Raw genomic sequence first — 23,199 nt, forward strand, 5'->3', positions numbered from 1 at the left:
CGGGGGTGCGGAAGGGGGGGGCGCAAGCGGCGGACGGGGGGGCTTCCGGGGGGGTGACGGGGGACCTGGTGGTGGGGGGGTGAGAAAATCACCCCCCTGCGGCGTTTGAGCAGCGGGGGCCGGGCGGAGCCCCGGGGCGCTGCCCCGGACCCCGCGCCTCAATCGCCGGCGGGGCTTGGGTGGGATTGCGCTCGCAGTTCCTTGATGGCGCGGCGGCGGGCCAGGCGGTGTTGGCGGCGGATTTGGGCTTCCTGGTAGCGGCGGCGGTCGCGGTCGGTTTCCGGTTCGACCGGGGGGACCGTGCGGGGCTTGCCGTCCGCGTCGACCGCCGCGAAGACCAGGTACGCGGAGCCGACCTGCTGCGCGGGCGTCGACTCGTTCCAGCGCTCGGCGAGGACCCGCACGCCCACCTCCATCGACGTGCGCCCCGTCCAGTTCACCTGCGCCTTCACGTGCACCAGGTCACCGACCCGCACCGGCTCCAGGAACGCCATCTCGTCCATGGAGGCCGTCACCGCAGGTCCGCCCGAGTGCCGGCCGGCCACGGCGCCCGCCGCGTCGTCAACCAGTTTCATGATCACGCCACCGTGCACCGTGCCGAGGAGATTGGTGTCGTTGTGCGTCATGATGTGCGACAACGTCGTGCGGGAAGAGGAAGTCGGCTTGCCCGGAATATCCGATTCCGCGCCGTGGGCCAGGTCTGTCATGCCACCAACCTTATGCGCGCGCCGAATGTGTTAGCTCTGCAACAGCACTGGTGCGATTTCCCTTCAGGGCTTGTGAGGCACGTATTCGAGCACTGCACACTGAGCCCTATGAATGAATGGCCCGACGGGCGGAGCGACAGGCAGAGCGGCGCGGGCCGCGGCGGATACGGCCGCGGCAGCGGCAGCACACGTCCGGAGGGCGTCCGTGCCATGCCGCACGTGCAGCGCCCCGTCCCGCAGCAGCAGCCGCCGCCCCCGTACGACGGTGGCGGCTACAACCCGTCGTACGACGACGGGTACAACACGGGCCAGGTCTACGGCCAGCCGGGCGGCAGGGGCCGGGGTTCCGGCTTCGACGACGGTGGCGACTACGGGCCGCCGACCGGCCGCCCGGTGCGGCCCCCCAACTGGGGCAAGCGCATCAAGCGGACCGTCCTGGCCGTGGTCGTCGTGGTGGTCGTCGCGAGCGTCGGCACGTACTTCTGGGCCGACTCGAAGCTGCACCGCGACGTCGACCTGTCGAAGGTCATCGACCGGCCCGAGGCGGGCGACGGCACGAACTACCTGATCGTCGGCACCGACAGCCGTGAGGGCATGACCTCCGAGGACAAGAAGAAGCTGCACACCGGCTCCGCCGAGGGCAAGCGCACGGACACGATGATGATCCTGCACGTCGGCTCCAGCGGGGACACCCTCGTCTCGCTGCCGCGTGACTCGAACGTCGAGATCCCCTCGTACAAGGGCGCCGAGTCCGGCAAGACGTACCCGGCCACGGGCCGCCAGACGAAGCTGAACGCCGCCTACGCGGAGGACGGTCCGACGCTGCTCGTGCGCACCGTCGAGTCCAACACCGGGCTGCACATCGACCACTACGCGGAGATCGGCTTCGGCGGCTTCGCGAGCATCGTGGACGCGGTCGGCGGCGTCGACATGAACCTGAAGGAGGGCTTCAAGGACAAGTGGTCCGGGGCCGACTTCCAGAAGGGCGAGCAGACCCTGGACGGCCAGCAGGCCCTCGCCTTCGTCCGTACGCGGCACGCCTTCGCCCAGTCCGACCTGCAGCGCACCAAGAACCAGCAGCAGTTCCTCGGGGCGCTCGCGCACAAGGTCTCCTCGCCCGGAACCGTCCTGAACCCGTTCACGCTGTACCCGACGATGGGCGCGGGCCTGGACTCGCTCACCGTCGACAAGGACATGAGCCTGTGGTCGCTGGGCAAGATGTTCCTGGCGATGAAGGCGGCCAACGGCGGCGACGGCAAGTCCATGAACATGCCGACGAGCGGCAGTGTCGGCGGCAACCTGCTGTGGGACAAGGCCAAGGTCAAGCAGCTCGTCGACCAGTTCAACAACGACGAGAAGGTCACGGTCTCCAGCGACTGAGGCAGCGACTGAGGCAGCGACTGGGCCAGGATGTCGTCATGACGTCCGCTCTCGTTCTCGGTGCCGCCGGTGGGGTCGGCCGGGCGATCGTCGCCCGGCTCGCCGCCGGCGGTACGCATGTCGTCGCGGTCGACCAGGACCCGACGGTGCATCAACTCCCGTCTGCGCACGCGGTGTTGGTCGGCGACGCCACCGAAGTGGCCACCATCGGGCGGGCCTTCGATGCCGCACCCGAGCCGCCCTCCGTGCTCGTGCACGCACTTCTGCACGAACTACGCGCTCCACTGGGCGAGTTGACACCGTCGCAGTGGCACAAGGTCTTCGACGTCGGGCTGGTCTCCGCCTGGCAGGCCGCCGCCGAGCTGGTGCGGCGCAAGGGCGAGGGGCCCGCGTCCGTGGTCCTGGTCGGCTCGGTGCACGCGCACGGCGCGGCGCCCGACTGCGCCCCGTACGCCGTCGCCAAGGCGGGCCTCGGCGCCCTCGCCCGCGCGGCGGCCACCGAGTGGGGTCCGCTGGGCGTGCGCACCAACGTCATCGAGCCGGGCTTCGTGCCCGTCGAGCGCAACGCCCACCGCTGGCGCGACCCCGCCGCCCGCGCCCGCGTCGAGGCGGACTACCCGCTCGGCCGCCTCTGCTCCCCCGCGGAGATCGCCGACGTCGTCGCCTTCCTGGCCGGGCCCACCTCTTCGTACGTCAACGGGGTCTGCCTGCCCGTGGACGGCGGCTACCTGGCGGCACTCCCGGAGACCACATCAAGCCCCTGCTCAAGCCCCTGCGGCGATTGAGCAGGTCTTTCCAGCCCCGCCGGCGATTGAGGCGCGGGGTCCGGGGCAGCGCCCCGCGGCGTAGGAAAACGGATACCGGAACCGTCCCGCTCCTGAGACTCTGCGCCGATGGATCGCGAAGAGATCTCCCGCATCGCCCACACCGACCACCCCATCAAGGCCCCCCTCGGCGACGACTCCGTACGCGAACTGCTGCGCCACACCCTGCCCCACCGCGCCGAACGCGTCCTCGACCTCGGCTGCGGCCCCGCCGAATGGCTGCTGCGCGCCCTCGCCGACCGGCCGGGCGTACGGGCCGAGGGGATCGACCTGGACGAGGGCTCCCTCACGGAGGCCCACGAGCGGGCCGAGGCGGCGGGCGTGGCCGACCGGCTCGCCCTGCACCACACGGCCGCCGAGGACTTCGTACCGGAGAAGCCCTTCGACGCCGTGCTCAGCGTCGGCGCCGCCCACGCCTTCGGCGGCCTGCTGCCCACCCTCGACGCGGCCCGCACACACCTCGCCCCGGGCGGCCGCGTCCTGATCGGCGACGGCTACTGGGAGACCGGCCCCTCCCCCGAGGCCGTGGAGCTGCTCGGCGACTTCGCCGACCTGCCGACCACCCTCGACCGGGTCGCCGGGGCCGGCTGGACCCCGGTCGCGGCGCACCTCAGCACCCGGCACGAACTGGACGCCTACGAATGGTCCTGGCTCGGCTCCGTGGCGAACCGGGCCCTCGACCACCCGCAGGACCCCGCCGGCGCCGAACTCCTGGACCTGGTCACCACCCGCCGCACCGAGTGGCTGCGCGGCTACCGGCACTGCTTCGGCTTCGTCTGCCTCGTGCTGCGCCGGACGCACGAAGGCCCCTGATCCGTGCGGGTCATCAGGGGCCTTCGGCGTACGGGGTGTTACGGCAGGTTGCGCGCCATGACGATGCGCTGGACCTGGTTCGTGCCCTCGTAGATCTGCGTGATCTTGGCGTCGCGCATCATGCGCTCGACCGGGTAGTCACGGGTGTAGCCGTAGCCGCCGAGCAGCTGCACGGCGTCCGTGGTGACCTCCATGGCAACGTCCGAGGCGAAGCACTTGGCGGCGGCGCCCTGGAAGGTCAGGTCCTTGTCCCCGCGCTCCGACTTGGCGGCGGCCGCGTACGTCAGCTGGCGGGCGGCCTCGATCTTCATGGCCATGTCCGCGAGCATGAACTGGACGCCCTGGAAGTCGCCGATCGGCTTGCCGAACTGCTTGCGCTCCTGGACGTAGCCCTTGGCGTAGTCGAGTGCGCCCTGCGCGACACCCAGCGCCTGCGCGGCGATGGTGATGCGGGTGTGGTCGAGGGTCGCCATCGCGGTCGCGAAGCCGGTGCCCTCGGCGCCGATCATGCGGTCGGCGGGGATCCGCACGTTGTCGAGGTAGACCTCGCGGGTCGGCGAGCCCTTGATGCCGAGCTTCTTCTCCGGGGCGCCGAAGGAGACGCCCTCGTCGGACTTCTCGACGACGAAGGCGGAGATGCCCTTCGAGCGCTTCTCGGGGTCGGTCACGGCCATCACCGTGTAGTACTCGGACTCGCCGGCGTTGGTGATCCAGCGCTTCACACCGTTGAGGATCCAGTGGTCGCCGTCGCGCACGGCGCGGGTCTTCATGCCCGCGGCGTCCGAACCGGCGTCCGGCTCGCTCAGGCAGTACGAGAACATGCCGTCGCCCTTGGCCAGCGGGCCCAGGTACTTCTTCTTCAGCTCCTCCGAGCCGGAGAGGATGACGGGCAGCGAGCCGAGCTTGTTCACCGCCGGGATCAGGGAGGACGAGCAGCAGACGCGCGCCACCTCCTCGATCACGATGACCGTGGCGAGCGCGTCGGCGCCCGCGCCGCCGTACTCCTCGGGTACGTGCACGGCGTGCAGGTCCGAGGCGGTGAGCGCGTCGAGGGCCTCGCGCGGGAAGCGCGCCTCCTCGTCCACCGCGGCGGCGTGCGGGGCGATCTTCGCCTCGGCCAGCGCGCGGATCGTGTCGCGGAGCATGTCGTGCTCCTCGGACGGGCGGTACAGGTCGAAGTCAGCCGATCCGGCCAAGGTCTCTCACGCTCCAAGACACGCTTTTACTGATGCTAATTACCGTTAAGTAACCCGAATCTTAGGTCGCCGCCCCCAGCGCGGATACGTGAGCTATGCGACAGAGGGAAAGTTGCCCGGTGAGGCGCCTCCACATGCCACGGCTATGCTCGGCAGCGCCCTGAAGCACCCACACCTCTGGAGCCCCCCGATATGGCCCTCAAGATCACCGTGATCGGCACCGGCTACCTCGGCGCGACACACGCCGCAGCCATGGCCGAACTCGGCTTCGAGGTGCTCGGCCTGGACGTCGTGCCCGAGAAGATCGACATGCTCACGCGGGGCGAGGTCCCGATGTACGAGCCCGGCCTCGAGGAGCTGCTCCGCAAGCACGTCTCGGGGTTCGAGGGTTCGAGCGGGCGGCTGCGCTTCACGATGGACTTCGCCGAGGCCGGCGAGTTCGGCGATGTGCACTTCGTGTGCGTGAACACGCCGCAGAAGCACGGCGAGTACGCCTGTGACATGAGCTACGTCGACTCCGCCTTCGCCTCGCTCGCGCCGCACCTGAAGGAGGGCGCGCTCGTCGTCGGCAAGTCGACCGTGCCGGTCGGTTCGGCGGACCGCCTCACCGAACTGCTGCCGGGGCACGCGGAGTTGGCGTGGAACCCGGAGTTCCTGCGCGAGGGCTTCGCCGTGAACGACACGCTGCACCCGGACCGGATCGTGGTCGGCGTGAACAGCGACGGGGCCGAGCAGCTGCTGCGCGAGGTGTACGCGAAGCCGCTCGCCGAGGGCACGCCGTTCGTCGTGACGGACTATCCGACGGCGGAGCTGGTCAAGACCTCGGCGAATTCGTTCCTCGCCACCAAGATCTCCTTCATCAACGCCATGGCCGAGGTCTGCGAGGCGGGCGGCGGCGACGTCGCGAAGCTCGCCGAGGCGATCGGCTACGACGAGCGGATCGGGCACAAGTTCCTGCGGGCCGGCATCGGCTTCGGCGGCGGCTGCCTGCCCAAGGACATCCGCGCGTTCATGGCGCGCGCCGGTGAACTCGGCGCCGACCAGGCGCTGACGTTCCTCCGCGAGATCGACTCGATCAACATGCGGCGGCGCGGCGCGATGGTCGAGATGGCACGCGAGGCGCTCGGAGGCGGGGCGTTCCTGGGCAAGCGGGTGGCCGTCCTCGGCGCCACGTTCAAGCCGGACTCCGACGACGTACGCGACTCGCCCGCGCTCAACGTGGCCGGGCAGATCCACCTTCAGGGTGGCCAGGTCACGGTCTACGACCCGAAGGGCATGGAGAACGCGCGGCGCGTGTTCCCGACGCTCGGCTACGCGGACTCGGCCCTCGAGGCGGTGCGCGGGGCGGACATCGTGCTGCACCTCACCGAGTGGCGCGAGTTCCGCGAGCTCGACCCGGCGGAGCTGGCCAAGGTCGCCGCGAGCCCGGTGCTCCTGGACGGGCGCAACGCGCTGGACAGTGCGCTGTGGCGGGCGGCCGGGTGGACGTACCGGGCGATGGGACGCCCCTCCGCCTAGCCATTACTTGGCGCGGTAGCGCCGCATCTTCGCCCGAGCCCCGCAGACCGCCATGTCGCACCAGCGACCGCGGCCCGCGGGGCTCCGGTCGTAATACGCCCAGTGGCAGTCGGCCGCCTCGCAGGCCTTGAGCCGTGCCCAGGTGCCGTCCCCGCGCGCCTCGGCGATGGCGGCCGCCACACGCCCGGCCAGGGACTCGCCGTGCACCGGGACGAGGCTCGCCGCGCCGTCCCGCTCGTCGACCGCCACCCGCAGCGGGACCGTGGCGAGCAGCTCGCCCAGCGGGGTCACGGTGCGGTGCGGCGGATGGCCCGCGTGGGCCAGGCATGTCGCGCGCAGCGACTCGCGCAGTTCGCGCGCCTCGTCGAGCCCGCCCGCCGCGATGCCGAAGCGCTCGCGCACCTCGGCCCGCTCCAGCGCGTCCTCGCCCGTCGCGATGTCGAGCAGCGTGTTCACCAGGGCCTCGATCAGGGCGAGGCCGCCGGGTGCGGTCTGGCGGGCATTCATGGTTGCGACGTTACCCCCAGTGCGGGAGTATGCAGTAACGCCGCAGTTACCTGTTAACCCCGTGTAGGGGTAACACGAGGAGGCATCATGCCCATCGCACAACTCGGAGTCGTCGTCCTGGACTGTCCGCGGCCGCGCGAGCTGGCGGAGTTCTACGCCGCGGTACTCGGCGGCAGCATCACCGGGAGCGAGGAGGACTGGGTCGACGTGACGGCGCCGGGCGGCCACAGCCTCGCGTTCCAGAAGGCGCCGGATTTCGTGGCCCCTTCCTGGCCCGCGCCGGACGCGTCCCAGCAGTTCCACCTCGATCTGACCGCCGAGGACCTGGACGCGGCCGAGAAGGAGGTGCTCGCGCTGGGCGCCACGGTGCTCGACGCGGCGGACCGTTCGCGCAGCTGGCGGGTTTACGCGGATCCCGCGGGGCACCCGTTCTGCCTCTGCGCCTGCTGATCCTTCCGACCAGCCGGTCCTTCCGACCAAGGGAGCCGCCATGGCCTTCGCGAAAATCGGCACCGTCGCCTACGACTGCCCCGACCCCGCCGCACTCGCCGAGTTCTACGCGGCCGTGCTCGGCGGGGAGATCAAGAACTACCAGGGCAAGGGCGACTGGTACGACCTGTACGCGCCGGACGGCCAGCGGCTGTCCTTCCAACGCGCTCCGGACCACAAGCCCCCGCAGTGGCCCGCCGCCGACCACGACTCGCAGCAGCTCCACCTCGACCTGGACGTGGCGGACATCGAGGCCGCGCAGGAGAAGATCCTCGCCCTCGGAGCGGTGCCGCTCGACCTGGACGACGAGGGCGGCGCCCGCGACTTCCGGGTGTACGCGGACCCGGCGGGGCATCCGTTCTGCTTGATCCGTCCGGACGCCGGCTAGAAGCTGGAGCCCCTGCGGTGTTGCGCGGCGCGGGAGACGAACTCCGTGCTGCGCAGCACCCGTTGGGCGTTGCCCCAGGTGAGCAGGGCGAGGTCGGCGTCGGTCCAGCCGCGGGCCTGGAGTTCCGCGATCAGGGCCGGGTAGCCGGCGACGTCGCCGAGACCCTCGGGGTGCGCGTCCCCGGTGTCGTACGTCCCCGACAGGCCCACCGACTCGGGACCGGCGAGGCGGCGCACGTGGTCGACGTGGTCGGCCACGTCGCGCAGGGCGGGGCCCGCGCGGTCCGCGGAGCACGGCACCAGACACAGCCCCCGGCTCGCGCCGAGCGTGGCGAGGAGCTCGTCCGGGGCGTTGCCGGGGTGGCGGTTCAGGGCGTGGGCGCCGGAGCGGGTCAGGGCGACCGGGGCCTTGGACACGGCGAGGACGCGGGAGGCGGTCGCGGCGGAGGCACCGGTGAGGTCGATGAGCATGCCGAGGCGGTTCATCTCCCGTACGACCTCGTCACCGAACAGGGTGAGGCCCTCCTCCGACGCCCATGAGGTGCCGCTCAGCGTGAGGGCGCGCAGGCCGAGGGCGTGCAGGGAGCGCAGCGTGCCGAGCGAGTCCGCCGCCGCCGTGGCAGGGACCGGGCCGATGAGGACGGAGATACGGCCGTGGGCGCGGGCGTCGGCGGTGTCCGAGGCGGAGCGGGCGAGGCGGAGGTCCTCCGGGTGGCGGGCGACGACGTTCTTGATCAGGTCGATCTGTTCCAGCGTGCTGGTGACCGGGGCGTCCGGGTCTACGTGGGGTGCCCACAGCTGCGCGCCTGTGCCACCCGCGCGCAGCCTCGGCAGATCGGCCTCCACGGCGCTCTCGCCCAGCTCCAGGTCGTACCAGGGGAGCGTACGCAGGACCTGCGGGAGGCCGCAGTAACCGTCGGCCACGGGGTGGCGGGCGAGGAGGTCGCGGGGGGCGGTGGGGGTCGCGGGTGCGGGGGTCGCGGGGCCCGCGTCGGCCTCTGCGGGTGCGGATCTTTCGGGGTCGGCGACGGCGGGCCTGGCGGCCTCCAGGTCGCCCGCCTCGGCGGGAGCGTTGAGCTCGTCCTGTAGGTCTGCCATGGCAGGGCTCCGGACGTCGGTGGGACAGTCGTTCGAACCACCGTTGCACGCGGTGTGAGCGGGGGCTCGGCGACCGGTGCCGTTCGGGTGGGCGGGGGTGTGGTTGGGCGGGGCCGGTGTTGCGTTGCGGTGGGCCGTTCCCACGTCACGGGGCTCCGCCCCGGACCCCGCTGCTCAATCGCCGCAGGGGCTTGATTTGCCGCCGCACGGGCTTGATATGCGGCCGCACGGGCTTGATTGGCCGCCGCACGGGCTGGTGTGCCCGTGCGGTGTCGGTGTGGGCTAGCCGTCCAGTTGCGTCAGTGTCGCGTTCGAGGGGCCCCGCTGCGACTGGAGGTCGGACGCGACCGATTCCGCGTCGCCCAGCACCCGGACCGTGTTGCGCCACGTCAGTTTGGAGAGGTCCTCGCGGGACCAGCCGCGGTCGGCCAGTTCGGCGATCAGGTTCGGGTAACCGGAGACGTCCGAGAGGCCGTCCGGTGTGAACGCCGTGCCGTCGTAGTCGCCGCCGATGCCGATGTGGTCGACGCCCGCGACCTCGCGCATGTGGTCGAGGTGGTCCGCCACCGTCGAGACCGTGGCGATCGGCCGGGGCCGCGCCTCCTCGAAGGCGCGGTGCAGCTTCATCGCCTCCGGGGACGTATCCAGGTGGTGGAAGCCGTGCGAGCGCAGGTTGTCGTCCGCGGCCGCGGTCCAGTCGACCGCCGCCTGGAGCACGAACTTCGGGACGAAGGTGGCCATCGCCACCCCGCCGTTCCCCGACAGGCGCTCCAGTACGTCGTCCGGGATGTTGCGCGGGTGGTCGCACACCGCACGGGAGGAGGAGTGGGAGAAGATCACTGGCGCGACCGAGACATCCAGCGCCGCGCGCATCGTCGTCGCCGCCACGTGCGAGAGGTCGACCAGCATGCCCTCGCGGTTCATCTCCCGCACGACCTCGCGGCCGAACGCGGAGAGGCCGCCGACACCCGGCTCGTCCGTCGCCGAGTCCGCCCACGCGATGTTGTCGTTGTGCGTGAGCGTCATGTAGCGCACGCCCAACGCGTACAACGCACGCAGCGTGGCGAGGGAGTTGTTGATCGAGTGGCCGCCCTCGGCGCCCTTGAGCGAGGCGATACGGCCTTCCGCCCGCGCCGCCTCCATGTCCGCCGCGGTCCGCGCCTCGCGCAGCTCACCCTCGTACCGGGCGATCAACTGGTCGACGCAGTCGATCTGTTCGAGCGTGGCGGAGACCGCCGCGTCGCCGGTGAGGTCCGTGCGGACGTAGACCGACCAGAACTGCGCACCGACGCCACCGGCCTTCAACCGGCCCAGGTCCGTGTGCAGATGGGCGCTCTGGTCGGTGGCGATGTCGCGCGCGTCGATGTCGTACGTGACCTGCTCGCGCAGCGCCCACGGCAGGTCGTTGTGCCCGTCGACGACCGGGAACTCGGCGAGGATCGAGCGGGCTTCCTCAAGTCCGGAAGAGGTGCTCACGCGCGTCACTTCCCCGAGCCGAAACCGAAGCCGGCGGCGCCGCCCTCGACCTTGGCCCGCAGCCGCTTGCCCTTCTCCGTCGCCTGGTCGTTCAGCTCCTGCTGGAAGTCCTTCATCCGGCCGAGGAGTTCCTCGTCGTGCGCGGCCAGCATGCGCGCCGCGAGCAGGCCCGCGTTGCGCGCGCCGCCGACCGACACCGTCGCGACCGGGACACCGGCCGGCATCTGCACGATGGACAGCAGGCTGTCCATGCCGTCGAGGTACTTCAGCGGGACCGGCACGCCGATCACCGGCAGCGGCGTCACCGACGCCAGCATGCCGGGCAGGTGGGCCGCGCCGCCCGCGCCCGCGATGATCGCCTTGAGGCCGCGCTCGGCGGCCTGCTCCCCGTACGAGATCATCTCGTGCGGCATCCGGTGCGCGGAGACGACGTCGACCTCGTAGGGGATCTCGAACTCGTCGAGGGCCTTCGCCGCGGCCTCCATGACGGGCCAGTCGGAGTCGGAGCCCATGACGATGCCCACCACGGGGCGCTCTGCGGAAGTCATTCGGTGATCGTTCCTCGGAGGTAGCCGGCTGCGTGACGGGCGCGCTCCAACACGTCGTCCAGGTCGTCGCCGTAGGTGTTGACGTGGCCGACCTTGCGGCCGGGCTTCACGTCCTTGCCGTACATGTGGATCTTGAGCTGCGGGTCGCGGGCCATGCAGTGCAGATACGCGCTGTACATGTCCGGGTAGTCGCCGCCCAGGACGTTGCACATGACCGTCCACGGCGCACGCGGGCGCGGGTCGCCGAGCGGCAGGTCGAGGACCGCGCGGACGTGGTTCGCGAACTGGGACGTGATCGCCCCGTCCATCGACCAGTGGCCGGAGTTGTGCGGGCGCATCGCCAGTTCGTTGACGAGGATGCGGCCGTCGCGGGTCTCGAAGAGCTCGACCGCGAGGTGGCCGACGACGCCCAGCTCGTGCGCGACGCGCAGCGCCAGCTCCTGCGCCTCGCCCGCCAGGGCCTCGTCGAGCTCGGGGGCCGGGGCGATCACCGTGTCGCAGACACCGTCGACCTGCTGGGACTCGACGACGGGGTACGCGACCGCCTGGCCGTGCGGGGAGCGGACGACGTTGGCCGCCAGCTCCCGTACGAAGTCGACCTTCTCCTCGGCGAGGACCGGCACGCCCGCCTTGAACGGGTCGGCCGCATCGGCCTCGGATCGGACGAACCACACGCCCTTGCCGTCGTAGCCGCCGCGCACCGTCTTGAGGATGACCGGAAAACCGTCGCCCTCGGCCGCGAAAGCCGCCACATCCGCCGGGTCCTTCACGATGCGGTGGCGCGGGCACGGCACGTCGAGCGACGTGAGCTTCGCGCGCATCTCGCCCTTGTCCTGGGCGTACAGCAGCGCGTCGGGACCCGGGCGGACGGGGATGCCGTCCGCCTCCAGGGCCCGTAGATGCTCTGTCGGGACGTGCTCGTGATCGAAGGTGATCACGTCGCAGCCCCGCGCGAACTCACGCAGCGTGTCCAGGTCGCGATAGTCGCCGACCACGACATCGCCGACGACCTGCGCCGCGGAATCCTGCGGGGTGTCACTGAGGAGCTTGAACCTGATGCCGAGCGGGATGCCTGCCTCGTGTGTCATACGAGCGAGCTGTCCACCGCCGACCATGCCGACTACGGGGAACGTCACACCCACAGGGTATCGGCCAGGTGTCCGGTACCCGCACCGCGTCCTGCAGAGCACAGGCACAGAGCGAAGGCGCGTGGTTAGCATGGCTGGGTCGGTCACGACCGGATCCGACACGACGGGCACGACGGACATCACGGGGGCTGAGGCGACCATCATGGGCATCACGGGACGAACCGGCCGCATCGGCGCACTGCGACAGCGGCTCGCGGGCGTGGCCCGTGAGGTCGCGAAGTTCGGTGTCGTCGGCGCCCTGGGCGTCCTCGTGAACTTCGCCGTCTTCAACCTCATGCGGCACAGCACCGACCTCCAGGTGGTGCGGGCCAGCGTGATCGCGACGGTCGTCGCCATCGGCTTCAACTACGTGGGGTTCCGCTACTTCACGTACCGCGACCGCGACAAGAGCGGCCGCACCAAGGAACTCACGCTGTTCCTGCTGTTCAGCGCGGCGGGCCTGATCATCGAGAACGGTGTCCTGTACGCGGCGACGTACGGGTTCGGCTGGAACAGCTCGCTGCAGAGCAACATCTTCAAGTTCCTCGGCATGGGACTCGCGACCCTGTTCCGGTTCTGGTCGTACCGGACGTGGGTGTTCAAGACGCTGCCCGCGAGGGAGGCCGTGGCCAGCGCGGAATCGTTCCTCGGCGAGTCGGCCGACGCGCCTTCGGTGCAGCGCGTGAAGTGAGCGCGTGAAGTGAGCGCGGGCGCTACCTGATCATTTGCTCCTCGTCGCCGTCCGCCGTCTTCTTCAGTGGCGTACGGGAGAGGAACAGGCCGAAGACCGGCGGGCTGCTCTGGAGCATTTCGAGGCGGCCCCCGTCGGCCTCCGCCAGGTCGCGGGCGACGGCGAGGCCGATGCCCGTCGAATTGCGGCCGCTGATGGTCCGCTCGAAGATCCGCGAGCCCAGCTCCGGCGGGACGCCGGGACCCTCGTCCGTGACCTCGACGATGGCCTGGCTGCCGGTGACACGGGTGCGCAGGGCGACCGTGCCGCCGCCGTGCATGAGGGAGTTCTCGATCAGCGCGGCGAGTACCTGCGCGACCGCGCCCGGGGTGCCGACCGCCGTGAGGTGGCGCTTGCCGGAGGAGACGATCGCGCGTCCGGCGCTGCGGTAGGCGGGCCGCCACTCCTCCAGCTGCTGCTTGATCACCTCGTCCAGGTCGAAGGGGACGGCGGAGCCGGTGCGCGGGTCGCGGGAGTTGGTGAGCAGCCGTTCGACGACGTCGGTGAGCCGCTCGACCTGCGCGAGCGCGATGGTCGCCTCCTCCTTCACCTCGTTCAGGTCGTCGGTCATGGTGATCTCCTCCAGGCGCATGGAGAGCGCCGTGAGGGGCGTACGCAGCTGGTGCGAGGCGTCGGCCGCGAGGCGCCGCTCGGCCGTCAGCATGCGGGCGATGCGCTCCGCCGAACCGTCGAGGACGTCGGCGACGCGGTCCAGCTCCGGGACGCCGTAGCGCTTGTGCCGGGGGCGCGGGTCGCCGGAGCCGAGGCGCTCCGCCGTGGAGGCGAGGTCGGTGAGCGGGGATGCGAGGCGGTTCGCCTGGCGTACGGCGAGCAGCACGGCGGCGACGATGGCGAGCAGGGCCACGCCCGCGATGATCAGGAGCGTGCGGCCGACCTCCGTGGTGACGGCCGAGCGGGCCTCCTCGACGGTGACCTTCTCGCCCTGCTCGCCCCTGGCCGTGTAGGAGATGACGTCGCCGACGGGTTGGGTGCCGATGGTGAGCGGTTGGCGGCCCGGCATGTCGATCTCGGCGTAGCGGTCCCCCGCGACCTGGTCCTGGAGGATGCTGCCCGTGATCTGTTCCTCGCCGAGGATGCGGCTGTCCACGATGGAGGCGAGGCGGACGGCCTCCGACTCCACGCGTTCCTGGGCGCTGTTGGTGATGGTTCGGGTCTCCACGATGACCAGGGAGACGCCGAAGACGGCGATCACCACCAGGACCACGGCGAGGGTGGAGTTGATCAGTCGGCGACGCATGTGTCCCAGTGTCCCGGATGCATCGGCGGCAACGTGGTCACGGACACGGGGCTCCGCCCCGGACCCCGCTGCTCAATCGCCGCAGGGGCTTAAAGATGCGCCTCAATCGCCGGCGGGGCTTGGTCTATCAAGCCCCGCCGGCGATTGAGGCGATCCAGCCCCGCCGGCGTTTGAGGCGCGGGGTCCGGGGCGGAGCCCCGTGCGGGTGGCCTCAGCTCTTCTCGAAGCGGAAACCCACACCCCGCACCGTCGCGATGTAGCGCGGGTTCGCCGCGTCGTCGCCCAGCTTCTTCCGGAGCCAGGAGATGTGCATGTCGAGGGTCTTGGTCGACGACCACCACGTCGTGTCCCAGACCTCGCGCATCAGCTGGTCACGGGTGACCACGCGGCCCGCGTCCCGGACGAGGACCCGCAGGAGGTCGAACTCCTTGGCCGTGAGCTGGAGTTCCTCCTCGCCCATCCACGCGCGGTGCGACTCGACGTCGATGCGGACGCCGTGCGTGGCCGGGGCCTGGACCGGCTCGCTGGCGCCGCGGCGGAGCAGGGCCCGGACGCGGGCGAGGAGCTCGGCGAGGCGGAAGGGCTTGGTCACGTAGTCGTCGGCGCCGGCGTCGAGGCCGACGACCGTGTCCACCTCGTCCGCGCGGGCGGTGAGGATCAGCACCGGCACCGTGTGCCCCTCGGCGCGCATTCTGCGGGCCACTTCGAGGCCGTCCATCCCCGGCAGTCCGAGGTCGAGCACGACGAGGTCGATGCTTCCCTGCAGTCCGGCGTCGAGGGCGGTGGGACCGTCCTCGCGCACTTCCACCTCGTAACCCTCGCGGCGCAGGGCGCGGGCCAGCGGCTCCGAGATGGACGCGTCGTCCTCGGCGAGCAGTACACGGGTCATGGGGTGATGGTAGTCCGCGGCGGACGACGCCCGTGGGGTGATCGGATACAGCGGCCCCGCGCGGCGAACGGAATTTTTGCTTCCGGGTTCGCGTCCTGCGGTGTCCGGGTGCCATCGTGGGGAACACCTTGGAAACAGTGCGGGCGGTTCCGCGAAGGCCTGTGATCCATCTCTCAAGTCCTTCCATAGCGCGCCATGTCGTTCGTAAGGTGATTCAACGCCTGATGCACTACTGGGGGACCTTTGGAGCGCACTGCGCACCCAAGGTCCCTTCCTTGTGTGAGCTGACTTCCATCAGTGTTGTTCAGGAATGACCTGTGGCCGGGCCCCGCGTGTAAGGAAGCGCGTTGGGTGTGGATCTCGGGCCCGCCGCATCGGCGGGCTTCGGTGCCGGCCTCCCCCACGCGGGCGTCGACTCCCCACGAAGGTGCGGCGTCCCGAGCGAGCAAGGAACCCCCATGGCGTCCAGCCTGACGAAGGAATCCACCGCGCCCGGCGCCGGTGAGAAGACCTTCCTTGGCCACCCTCGCGGCCTGGCCTTTCTGTTTCTGACGGAGATGTGGGAGCGGTACAGCTTCTACGGGATGCGCGCGCTTCTCGTTCTGTACCTGTCGGCCGGTGTGATCGACGGCGGTCTCGGCCTCGACATCGCCACGGCGACGGCGATCTACTCCGTCTACAACGCCCTTGTGTACCTGCTCGCCCTGCCGGGCGGCTGGCTCGGCGACCGCGTATGGGGTCCGCGCAAGACGACCGCGGTGGGCGCCGCGATCATCATGGTCGGCCACTTCACTCTGGCGCTGCCGTGGGCCGGTTCGTTCTACCTCGGCCTCGGTCTGATCGCCGCTGGCTCGGGTCTGCTCAAGGCCAACATTTCGACGATGGTCGGCCACCTGTACCCGGAGAAGAACGACCCGCGTCGTGACGGCGGCTTCTCGATCTTCTACATCGCGATCAACGTCGGCGCCTTCTTCGCGCCGCTGTCGATCGGCACGATCGGCCAGAAGGTCAACTGGCACCTCGGCTTCGCGATGGCCGGTGTCGGCATGGCGCTCGGCCTGGTGTGCTTCCTGTTCGGCTTCCGCTACCTTTCGGACGAGTCCACCGTCGTCCCGTCGCCGATGAGCGACGCCGAGAAGACCGCGATCTGGAAGAAGGTCGCGCTCTGGGCCGGTCTGGCCGTCGTGTTCTACGCCGCCACCGGCGTCGGCGGTCTGCTGACCGTCAACTGGATCCTGTGGCCGCTGACCATCCTCGGCCTGGTGCTGCCGATCTGGTACCTGGTCAAGATGAAGCGCGACCGCGAGCTGTCGGACACCGAGCAGTCCCGCGTCTCCGCGTACATCTGGTTCTTCGTCGTGGCCGCCGTGTTCTGGGGCATCTACGACCAGACCGGCTCCACGCTGACCCTGTTCGCGCAGAACGACACCACCAACACGCTGTTCGGCTTCGACTTCCCGTCCAGCTGGTTCCAGTCCCTGAACCCGCTGTACGTCATGGCGCTCGCGCCGGTCGCCGCCTGGCTGTGGATCTGGCTCAACAAGCGCGGCAAGGAGCCCAGCACCATCTCGAAGTTCGCCAACGGCGTCTTCCTGATCGGTATCTCCTTCTTCGTGATGATGCTCGCCCAGGCCGCGGCCTCCGGCGACGCCAAGGTCACTCCGCTGTGGCTGTGCGCGGTCTACCTGATCCAGACCATCGGTGAGCTCACGCTCTCCCCGGTCGGCCTGTCGCTCACCACGAAGCTGGCGCCGGAGAAGTACGGCTCACAGATGATGGGTGTCTGGTTCCTGGCCGTCACGGCCGGTGACTCGGTCATCGCGCTGCTCCAGCTGATCGGCGCGCCGACCGACACCGAGTGGTGGTTCGCCTCGCAGGGCGCCCTCGCCGTCCTCGCGGGTGTCGCGGTCTTCATGTTCCGCCGGAAGGTCAAGCCGCTGATGGCCGGCGTGCACTGACGCCACCGCCTCCGGTCCACGTGACAACGAAGGGGCCCGGCCGCACCGTTCGGTGCGGCCGGGCCCCTTCGCGTATCCGGTGTCACTTGCAGTGCGTGTGGAACAGCCACCGCGCCATGGAACAGCCGAGGGCGTACCCGGTGCCCCCGCTCTGCCACTGGGCCGGGCTGTCCTCGCCGTAGCCGCCGGTGCCACCTCCGCCGGCCGCGCCGGCCGTACCGGCCACTCCGAACGTCAGCCCCGCCGTGAGCAGCGCGACCGCACCGGCCCTCCGCAATGTGCGCATCGACAATTCCCCTTGCGTCAATCGTTCGTGCTGTGCCTGGTCAAGCACAGCGTGTGCCCCCGGCCGGGGCCGGGATCATCCACACAAGCACACTGCAAAGGGATCTGCGAGGGGTGGCGAATATCGAGCCAGACACACTTTGGGCCGGGCAACGCCGTGAGGACTATTTGCTTCTGCATTGCCCACGCCAGTGCCAGCGAAGCCCGCGCCACCTTGTTCCCGCTGATAGAGCGTGTCAACGACGACCACGAGCCCGTACGGATCACGTCGCGGGGCGGGGTCGCGGTCCTGATGTCCGCCGACGACTACGACGCCTGGCAGGAGACGGTCTACCTGCTGCGCTCCCCCGCCAACGCCCAGCGCCTGATGGAGGCCGTGGCGCGTGACCGCGCGGGCCACCCCGGCGCCGAGAAGTCGCTGGACGAGTTGCGGGCCCTCTCGGGGGGGCGAGGAGTGAGGAGTGTCCACTTCGACACCGCCGCCTGGGAGGACTTGAGGGCATCGGCAAGCCCGAGCCCCTCAAGGGCGATCTGTCGGGCTACTGGTCACGTCGCATCGACGACGAACACCGGCTCGTGTACCGGGCCGACGACAAGGAAGTGAAGATCCTCAAGGCCCGCTATTACTACGCGTGACCGGTCATGGCGAAGGGGCCGCCGCACCGGTTCGGTGCGGTGGCCCCTTCCTTCGTACTCGCGTGTACGTGGATCAGCGCGTCCGCAGCGACGCCACGAACGTCCCCCAGGCCGCTGCCTCGAAGACAAGGGCGAGCCCTTCGGGGTTCTTGGAGTCACGGACAGGGACGACCGCCTCCGGCATGTTGTCGGCGACTTCGAGGCACTCGCCGCCGTCGGTGTTGCTGTAGCTGCTCTTGCGCCAGGTCGCGGCGGTCAGGTCGATGGTGGTGGTGCGCACAGTGCTCCCTCCAGCAGTTCCCCGATGAACTCCCGCGACGCGGCGGGGGACAACGCCAGGTCGCGCATCGCATCGTAGGCGAGTTGCAGTGGCTCGACTTGGCTGTTGTCCTCGATGAGTTCACCGCGAACGTCGTTCTCGGTGTATGCCACCGTACGTCCGTTCGCGTCACGCAGGAACATCACCTGGGTGTGCATCAGACCGAAGGGTCCGGCACTGAACGGCAGCACCTGGAGTACGACATTCGGGCGCCGCGACGCCTCCACCAGGTGCTCCAGTTGGGCACGTTGGGCCTCCGGGTCGCGCAGCCGCAGGCGCAGGACGGACTCGGACAGGATGGCGCGGAAGTTCGGGGCCCCGTCCTTCGTCAGCAGCTCTGCGCGACCGAGGCGCGCCTCGACCTGGCGAGTGAGCTCCTCGCCCTCGTGACCGCCTGCGGTGAGCAACTCAGTCGCGTATCCCTTGCTCTGCAACACGCCGGGGGCGCTGCTGATCCCGAAGTGCCACAAGCTCGTCGCCTCCGCCTCCAACAGCATGTACCTGCGGTACTGCTGCTTGAACTGTGTCGGGTCGTTCTGTGCCAACTCCCAGAGGGTGAGCAGGAATTCGGGCGTCCCGTAGACGTCGTCCAACGCCTGGGCCAGCTCGGGGCCGCCCAGCGTCTGCCCGCTCTCCACCTTGCTGAGCTGAGATGCGTCCCACCCCGCCTTCTTGGCGAGCTGGCGCAGGCTGAGGCCGTTGCGCCGGCGCAGGGCGCGGGCCTCTTCGGCGTATCGGCGGCGGGGTTCGGTGCTGCGGTCGGTGACAGTCCGTCTCATCGGCATGGTGTTGCCTTTGTTGAATTTGGCGGCCGGAAATTGAACTAGCGCTGTTCCAGGGTGTTTTCGGCTCCACTGGGCGGCATCCTCGTACCACCGCCCACTACGCACGGTAACTCCACCACTGCGTCACGCAGGGGCGAATCCCGAATAAAGGCTGGATACAGCGATGAAGACAGACAACAGCAGGGTTCTCCCCCAGCGGCGCAGGCGGCACGAGGGCTCGGGCCCGGCACGTACGTGGGCAGTGGGTGCGAACCCGGCCACGCTGCGGGCCGTCGAGCGGGCACTGCGGCAGCTGGTGGCGGCGGCGTGAGCGAGCAGGCGGCAGTCGGCTACTGCGATGTGTGCACCGCGTTGCGGGCACAGCGGGACGCCGCCCACGCGGCGGGACGCTACGGCGAAGTCGGCTCGCGAGAACGGGAGTTGGGGGTGCACGAGAGCCTGGAGCCCGCCGTACCGGTCGACGGGTGCGGGGTCTGTGCCGACTTCGCGGCCGGGCGGGCGCGAGCGCGCGCCGCGTACGACTACAGCGTGCAGACCGACATGAACGTACGGCTGCGTACCCATCTGGAGGAGGAGCACGGGGTGGTGCTGCGGGCGGCGCCGTCGTGAGCACACGACGGCGGCGCAGGCACCGGCGGCGGTACGACGGGGCCTTCTGGAGCGGGGCGCTCACCCTGTGCAGCGTGGGCGCGCTGCTCGCCGCGATCTGTGTCTGCGCGGGGGCGCACCCCTGAAGAGGTCCCCTTCACCGGCCGGTACCGGTCGGTGAAGGGGACCTCACGCTGAACCTGTTCGTGTCACCGCATGCGCGCCCGCCGTGCCCGTGGCAGGAAGGTGAACACCGCGCCGCCCAGGAGGATCACCGTGCCGGCCGCCAGGCCGAGGGCGCGCAGGGCGCCGTCGCTGGAGGATCCGGTCTCGGCGAGGCCGCCGCCGGTTGCCGCCGAGCCGCCGCCCGCCGAGCCTCCCGCAGAACCGCCGGCCGAACCCGTGCCGCCTGCCGCGCCGCCCGCCTGCTTCGACGTGTCGAGCTCCAGGGAGACCGGGGCCGACTTCGGCGTGCAGGTCGTGGTCGTGCCCAGCGCCTTCACCGTGAGGACACCCGGCGAGAGCGTCGACTTGCCGTCGGCGCCCGGCTTGTACGTACCGGTGAGATCCGGGATCTCGATCGGGTCACCGGACTTGAACGCCTTCTTGTTGGTCGGGCCCTCGACGGGGACCGTGCCCTTGTCGGAGCCGCCCAGCTTCACCTGCATCGACGGCTTCACCGAGTCGGCCGGGATGTCGGCGGGGCTGTCCATCACGGACTTCTTGAACTTCACCGTGAGGCCGAAGTTCCCGCCGTCCTTCTTGGCGTTGATCTGCACCGGAGACGTGGCGCTCTTGTCGCCGATGGGCGTCTTGCAGGCGTACGGGACGCTGACGTCCTTGCCGGTGAAGTCGCTCTTGCCGCCGCTGTCGCCGCCGCCCGTAGAGCCACCCGTAGAGCCACCGGTGGTGCCGCCCGTGGTGCCGCCACCCGAACTCGACGAGCCTCCCGTCGACGTACCCGGCAGGCCGCCGATGGCGCCACCCGAGCCGCTCGAACCGCCCGAACTCCCGGCCCCCTCAAGGACCTTGATGATCGCGCCCGGATCCACGCTCTCCTTCGGAGAGCACTTGGTGTCCGTCGACATCGGCTTGCTGACGTTGATGTTGTACTTGTCCGGGGTCAGCTTCACGTCCCCCGGCTTCGTCAGCTTCAGCTTGCCCGTCATCGTGGACAGCTTCATCGGACTGTTCTTCGGGATCGCCGGGTTCTCGCGCGGCCCCTGCATGTCGATGTCACCGGTCTGCGCCCCGGCCGCCTTGAGCGTGCCGGTGGGCTGGACGGTGTTCTCGCTGAGGTCGAGGACGTCCGGGTTCTTCGACGCGCCCTGGACGAACTTCCAGGTCACATTGACGGTGTCGCCGACCTTCGCCGTGGCGGGCGCCGCGATCTGCGTGATCGTCGTGCCCTGCACCGGGTCGAGGCCGGAGATCGAGGGCGGTATGCACTCCGTCTTGTACGAGATGTCGGCGGCCTGCGCGGGGGACGCCCCCATGAACAGCAGGCCCGCCCCGCCGAGCATCAGGGCGACACCGGCCGCGCTCACTCTCCGTTGGATGCTCACGTATTCCCTTTCGTCGTCGGACTGTTCTCGGACGGTGCGGAGAGTTGACCGGCCGCGGGCCGCTCCGGACCGGAGGGACCGGTGTCCGGGGTGAACCAGGGCAGAGTCGTGGTCTGTGTCGTGCCGGCGCCGGCCGGCGCGGTGGGGGCGTCGGCGGGCGCGGGCCGCTTCGGTTTCTGCTGCGGCAGCCGCACCTTCGGAAGCCGTACGGTGTGCCCGCCCGACCCCTTGGAGCCCCTGGGTCCCTTGGACCCCTTGAACCCCGACCGGCGATCACGCGGTCGTACGCGGTCCACGACCGCCATGCCGATCCGGAAGACGGCGGCCGGCACGACGACGCAGAGCAGGATCCAGAAGAGGGTGACGCCCCAGGGGCGGCCCACGCCCCAGGGCTGTTCGGCCAGCACCTTCCCGCCGTACTTGAGCGAGACGAGATAGTCGCCGTGCGCGCCGGCCGACAGCTCGACGGGCAGCTCGATCCGCTCCTTCTGCCCCGGCTTGATCGTGCCGCGCCACTGCTGGTCCTCCCATTGCGGCGCGAACACGCCGTGGGAGCTGCCGACTTGGAAGACGGGGTTCTTGACCGGGGTCGAGCCGACGTTGCCCACGGTGAAGGAGAAGGACCGCGACGGCGGGGCGCCGAACCAGGTGAGCAGGCCGCTGGAGCCTTCGAGCCGGGTGTCGGCCACCATGGTCAGCTGCCCGCTACTGGAGGCCTTCGGCAGCGCCTTCACCGGATGCCCCGCCACCTGGAACACGGCGTCCGCCTGCGCCTTCTGCCCGGTCACCGTGGCGACATGGACGACGCACGGACACGGGTTCGGCGGTTCGGCGACCGGCAGGGACTTGCTGAACGCCCCCTCGGCGTCGGTGGTGACCGCGCGCCCCTCTGAGTTGGCACAGGAGTTGGTGCCGGCGATGACGCCGCGCGACGGGCTCGACTGCCCGCAGATCAGCATCATCAGCAGCGTGTCGGGCCGCCAGTCCGCACCCTTCACGGTGATCGAACCCCCGGTCCCGGCCTGGGACTTGGAGAGGCTCACGGACGGCTTGTCGGCGGCGGAGGCGGAGGCCGCCCAGGGCGCGGTCCCCGCGAGCAGGGCGCCCAGGAGGGCAAGGACGGTCAGCAGCCGCGAGGCGCTACGGCGGCGGCGTTTCATGGCGCACTCCTTACGTTCCCTTGTCGGCGGAGCAGTCGGAGCAGGTGCGGCGGTACGGGCCAGGTGGGCCGTCGGCGGCGCAGGTACCAGTAGGCGGCGCACCCCGCGCCCGCGAGGACGGCGAGGATCCCGCCGACCGCTGCCCACGGCACGAACCGGGCGCTCGCCGTGGCCGAGTCCGCCGCGCCGCCGCCCGCCGTGACCGTCACCTTCACGTCGACGGCGTCGAGCGCCGGGGCGTTCTTCCACGGTTCGGTGAGGCTGACCCTGCGGCCCGGCAGCAGCTGCACCGGCAGGGCCCGGCTCCTGTCGAAGGTGGCGCCGAGCACCCCGTCGGCCCGCACCGCGAGGCGCGGCGAGAGCGTCGTGTTGCCGCGGTTCACCACGTCGTAGGCGATGGCGCCCTTGGCCACCCGTACGTTCTCGACCGTGAGGGCGGACAGCGTGGGGCCGCTGACCCGCAGGTGGACGCTGACTCCGGCGTCGCGCCCGGCCGCCCGTGCCACGACCGCGCCCGGGTGGTCGCCGGGGGTCGCGCCCGCGGGCACGGAGACCGTGAAGGGCACCTCTGCGCGGGTGCGCGCCGGGATCTTCACGGACTTCTCGGCGAACCGGATCCAGGCCCCGGTGTCCGTGGCCTTCTTGGCGGCCTTGCCGACGTCCAGCGCACCCTCACTTTGTATTGGTCGCGCGTCGGCCCCGCGCAACGAGACCTTCAGCGGCTCGCCACCCGGATTCGTGACCGCCACCTTGTCCTCCAACACCGCCCCGGGCGCCCCCTCGGCATACACGTACGGCCGCCCATCGTCATCGGCGTGCCGGGTGCCGCCGGCGGAGGAGGGGGCGACGGTCCAGGCGGGTCCGGCGGCTTGGGCAGGGGCGACGAACCCACCTGCGGCAAGCGCCACAACAGCAACAATCAACCAGTTCAAGCCCCTGCGGCGCTTGAGCAGCGG

At 70.4% G+C, this 23,199-nt stretch carries 26 protein-coding genes and 2 pseudogenes; 13 read left to right on the plus strand and 15 right to left on the minus strand.

Features of this window, described 5'->3' with window-relative positions:
- Positions 1 to 158 precede the first annotated feature (158 nt).
- The gene (locus tag ACIRHA_RS32965; RefSeq protein ID WP_403853487.1) at positions 159 to 707 is read right to left on the minus strand and encodes an acyl-CoA thioesterase; all 549 of its coding nucleotides are present in this window, start codon (positions 705 to 707) and stop codon (positions 159 to 161) included.
- A 108-nt stretch (positions 708 to 815) separates the two neighbouring features.
- Here ACIRHA_RS32965 and ACIRHA_RS32970 point away from each other — a divergent pair, with 108 nt between their 5' ends.
- From ACIRHA_RS32970 to ACIRHA_RS32980, 3 genes are all read left to right on the plus strand, one after another.
- Positions 816 to 2,087, plus strand: coding sequence for an LCP family protein (locus ACIRHA_RS32970; RefSeq protein ID WP_403853489.1), 1,272 nt, complete (start codon positions 816 to 818; stop codon positions 2,085 to 2,087).
- A 38-nt stretch (positions 2,088 to 2,125) separates the two neighbouring features.
- A complete protein-coding gene (locus ACIRHA_RS32975) occupies positions 2,126 to 2,872 on the plus strand; it encodes an SDR family NAD(P)-dependent oxidoreductase (protein ID WP_403853491.1) in 747 nt (248 codons plus the stop codon).
- A gap of 108 nt (positions 2,873 to 2,980) precedes the next feature.
- A complete protein-coding gene (locus ACIRHA_RS32980) occupies positions 2,981 to 3,724 on the plus strand; it encodes an SAM-dependent methyltransferase (RefSeq protein ID WP_403853493.1) in 744 nt (247 codons plus the stop codon).
- Positions 3,725 to 3,762: 38 nt separating this feature from the next.
- On the opposite strand, the gene ACIRHA_RS32985 is transcribed toward ACIRHA_RS32980, so the two are convergent.
- On the minus strand, positions 3,763 to 4,920 hold the full coding sequence (locus ACIRHA_RS32985) for an acyl-CoA dehydrogenase (RefSeq protein ID WP_403853495.1): 1,158 nt from the start codon (positions 4,918 to 4,920) through the stop codon (positions 3,763 to 3,765).
- Positions 4,921 to 5,112: 192 nt separating this feature from the next.
- Here ACIRHA_RS32985 and ACIRHA_RS32990 point away from each other — a divergent pair, with 192 nt between their 5' ends.
- Positions 5,113 to 6,438, plus strand: a complete 1,326-nt coding sequence (locus tag ACIRHA_RS32990) for a UDP-glucose dehydrogenase family protein (RefSeq protein WP_403853497.1) — start codon at positions 5,113 to 5,115, stop codon at positions 6,436 to 6,438.
- A gap of 3 nt (positions 6,439 to 6,441) precedes the next feature.
- On the opposite strand, the gene ACIRHA_RS32995 is transcribed toward ACIRHA_RS32990, so the two are convergent.
- Complete coding sequence (locus ACIRHA_RS32995; protein ID WP_403853499.1) at positions 6,442 to 6,945, minus strand: CGNR zinc finger domain-containing protein; 504 nt, start codon at positions 6,943 to 6,945, stop codon at positions 6,442 to 6,444.
- Positions 6,946 to 7,032: 87 nt separating this feature from the next.
- On the opposite strand from ACIRHA_RS32995, the gene ACIRHA_RS33000 reads away from it, so the two are divergent.
- Positions 7,033 to 7,395, plus strand: coding sequence for a VOC family protein (locus tag ACIRHA_RS33000; protein WP_403853501.1), 363 nt, complete (start codon positions 7,033 to 7,035; stop codon positions 7,393 to 7,395).
- Between the two features lie 40 nt (positions 7,396 to 7,435).
- Complete coding sequence (locus ACIRHA_RS33005; RefSeq protein ID WP_403853503.1) at positions 7,436 to 7,822, plus strand: VOC family protein; 387 nt, start codon at positions 7,436 to 7,438, stop codon at positions 7,820 to 7,822.
- Here ACIRHA_RS33005 and ACIRHA_RS33010 read toward each other — a convergent pair.
- The 4 genes from ACIRHA_RS33010 to ACIRHA_RS33025 all read right to left on the minus strand — a co-directional run bounded on the left by ACIRHA_RS33010 (position 7,819) and on the right by ACIRHA_RS33025 (position 12,163).
- Complete coding sequence (locus ACIRHA_RS33010) at positions 7,819 to 8,919, minus strand: dipeptidase (RefSeq protein WP_403853505.1); 1,101 nt, start codon at positions 8,917 to 8,919, stop codon at positions 7,819 to 7,821. The two genes, ACIRHA_RS33005 and ACIRHA_RS33010, sit on opposite strands and share 4 nt — an antisense overlap.
- Before the next feature lie 282 nt (positions 8,920 to 9,201).
- Complete coding sequence (locus ACIRHA_RS33015; protein ID WP_403853507.1) at positions 9,202 to 10,395, minus strand: dipeptidase; 1,194 nt, start codon at positions 10,393 to 10,395, stop codon at positions 9,202 to 9,204.
- Positions 10,396 to 10,400: 5 nt separating this feature from the next.
- Positions 10,401 to 10,943 (minus strand): 5-(carboxyamino)imidazole ribonucleotide mutase, encoded by a 543-nt coding sequence (gene purE / locus ACIRHA_RS33020; protein ID WP_403853509.1) that lies wholly within the window; start codon positions 10,941 to 10,943, stop codon positions 10,401 to 10,403.
- On the minus strand, positions 10,940 to 12,163 hold the full coding sequence (locus ACIRHA_RS33025; protein ID WP_403853511.1) for a 5-(carboxyamino)imidazole ribonucleotide synthase: 1,224 nt from the start codon (positions 12,161 to 12,163) through the stop codon (positions 10,940 to 10,942). Before ACIRHA_RS33025 ends, purE begins: the two co-directional genes overlap by 4 nt.
- Before the next feature lie 70 nt (positions 12,164 to 12,233).
- On the opposite strand from ACIRHA_RS33025, the gene ACIRHA_RS33030 reads away from it, so the two are divergent.
- On the plus strand, positions 12,234 to 12,761 hold the full coding sequence (locus tag ACIRHA_RS33030) for a GtrA family protein (protein WP_403853944.1): 528 nt from the start codon (positions 12,234 to 12,236) through the stop codon (positions 12,759 to 12,761).
- A 22-nt stretch (positions 12,762 to 12,783) separates the two neighbouring features.
- Here ACIRHA_RS33030 and ACIRHA_RS33035 read toward each other — a convergent pair whose 3' ends face one another.
- Together ACIRHA_RS33035 and ACIRHA_RS33040 are read right to left on the minus strand one after the other, a co-directional pair.
- Positions 12,784 to 14,058 carry an ATP-binding protein gene (locus tag ACIRHA_RS33035; protein WP_403853513.1) on the minus strand — a complete coding sequence of 425 codons (1,275 nt, stop codon included), beginning with the start codon at positions 14,056 to 14,058 and terminating at the stop codon, positions 12,784 to 12,786.
- A gap of 211 nt (positions 14,059 to 14,269) precedes the next feature.
- A complete protein-coding gene (locus ACIRHA_RS33040; protein ID WP_403853515.1) occupies positions 14,270 to 14,947 on the minus strand; it encodes a response regulator transcription factor in 678 nt (225 codons plus the stop codon).
- A gap of 458 nt (positions 14,948 to 15,405) precedes the next feature.
- Here ACIRHA_RS33040 and ACIRHA_RS33045 point away from each other — a divergent pair, with 458 nt between their 5' ends.
- Complete coding sequence (locus ACIRHA_RS33045) at positions 15,406 to 16,905, plus strand: peptide MFS transporter (RefSeq protein WP_403853517.1); 1,500 nt, start codon at positions 15,406 to 15,408, stop codon at positions 16,903 to 16,905.
- 82 nt (positions 16,906 to 16,987) lie between these two features.
- Here the strand turns inward: ACIRHA_RS33045 and ACIRHA_RS33050 are convergent, their stop codons facing one another.
- The gene (locus ACIRHA_RS33050; protein ID WP_403853519.1) at positions 16,988 to 17,191 is read right to left on the minus strand and encodes a hypothetical protein; all 204 of its coding nucleotides are present in this window, start codon (positions 17,189 to 17,191) and stop codon (positions 16,988 to 16,990) included.
- Between the two features lie 177 nt (positions 17,192 to 17,368).
- On the opposite strand from ACIRHA_RS33050, the pseudogene ACIRHA_RS33055 reads away from it, so the two are divergent.
- A pseudogene (locus ACIRHA_RS33055) lies at positions 17,369 to 17,587 on the plus strand (type II toxin-antitoxin system Phd/YefM family antitoxin); the annotation flags it as partial.
- 98 nt (positions 17,588 to 17,685) lie between these two features.
- Positions 17,686 to 17,826 (plus strand): annotated as a pseudogene (locus tag ACIRHA_RS33060) (Txe/YoeB family addiction module toxin); the annotation flags it as partial.
- Positions 17,827 to 17,899: 73 nt separating this feature from the next.
- On the opposite strand, the gene ACIRHA_RS33065 reads toward ACIRHA_RS33060, so the two are convergent.
- A complete protein-coding gene (locus ACIRHA_RS33065; RefSeq protein ID WP_403853521.1) occupies positions 17,900 to 18,106 on the minus strand; it encodes a DUF397 domain-containing protein in 207 nt (68 codons plus the stop codon).
- On the minus strand, positions 18,082 to 18,930 hold the full coding sequence (locus ACIRHA_RS33070; protein ID WP_403853522.1) for a helix-turn-helix transcriptional regulator: 849 nt from the start codon (positions 18,928 to 18,930) through the stop codon (positions 18,082 to 18,084). The genes ACIRHA_RS33065 and ACIRHA_RS33070 overlap by 25 nt, the downstream gene beginning before the upstream one ends.
- A gap of 163 nt (positions 18,931 to 19,093) precedes the next feature.
- Between ACIRHA_RS33070 and ACIRHA_RS33075 the strand changes: the two genes are divergently transcribed.
- Genes ACIRHA_RS33075 through ACIRHA_RS33085 form a run of 3 tightly spaced genes read left to right on the plus strand, consistent with a single transcriptional unit; the run spans position 19,094 to position 19,664 of the window.
- Positions 19,094 to 19,240 (plus strand): hypothetical protein, encoded by a 147-nt coding sequence (locus tag ACIRHA_RS33075; RefSeq protein WP_403853524.1) that lies wholly within the window; start codon positions 19,094 to 19,096, stop codon positions 19,238 to 19,240.
- Positions 19,237 to 19,539, plus strand: coding sequence for a hypothetical protein (locus tag ACIRHA_RS33080; RefSeq protein ID WP_403853526.1), 303 nt, complete (start codon positions 19,237 to 19,239; stop codon positions 19,537 to 19,539). Before ACIRHA_RS33075 ends, ACIRHA_RS33080 begins: the two co-directional genes overlap by 4 nt.
- Positions 19,536 to 19,664, plus strand: coding sequence for a hypothetical protein (locus ACIRHA_RS33085; RefSeq protein ID WP_403853528.1), 129 nt, complete (start codon positions 19,536 to 19,538; stop codon positions 19,662 to 19,664). The genes ACIRHA_RS33080 and ACIRHA_RS33085 overlap by 4 nt, the downstream gene beginning before the upstream one ends.
- A 63-nt stretch (positions 19,665 to 19,727) precedes the next feature.
- Here ACIRHA_RS33085 and ACIRHA_RS33090 read toward each other — a convergent pair whose 3' ends face one another.
- The 3 genes from ACIRHA_RS33090 to ACIRHA_RS33100 are packed head-to-tail and all read right to left on the minus strand — an operon-like array spanning position 19,728 to position 23,151.
- Positions 19,728 to 21,041 carry a hypothetical protein gene (locus ACIRHA_RS33090; protein ID WP_403853946.1) on the minus strand — a complete coding sequence of 438 codons (1,314 nt, stop codon included), beginning with the start codon at positions 21,039 to 21,041 and terminating at the stop codon, positions 19,728 to 19,730.
- Positions 21,042 to 21,079: 38 nt separating this feature from the next.
- Positions 21,080 to 22,243, minus strand: coding sequence for a hypothetical protein (locus ACIRHA_RS33095; RefSeq protein ID WP_403853530.1), 1,164 nt, complete (start codon positions 22,241 to 22,243; stop codon positions 21,080 to 21,082).
- On the minus strand, positions 22,240 to 23,151 hold the full coding sequence (locus tag ACIRHA_RS33100) for a hypothetical protein (protein WP_403853532.1): 912 nt from the start codon (positions 23,149 to 23,151) through the stop codon (positions 22,240 to 22,242). Before ACIRHA_RS33100 ends, ACIRHA_RS33095 begins: the two co-directional genes overlap by 4 nt.
- Between the last annotated feature and the right edge of the window lie 48 nt (positions 23,152 to 23,199).

The sequence above is a fragment of the Streptomyces sp. NPDC102360 genome, from assembly GCF_044766085.1.
In the GTDB taxonomy this organism is placed as follows: domain Bacteria; phylum Actinomycetota; class Actinomycetes; order Streptomycetales; family Streptomycetaceae; genus Streptomyces.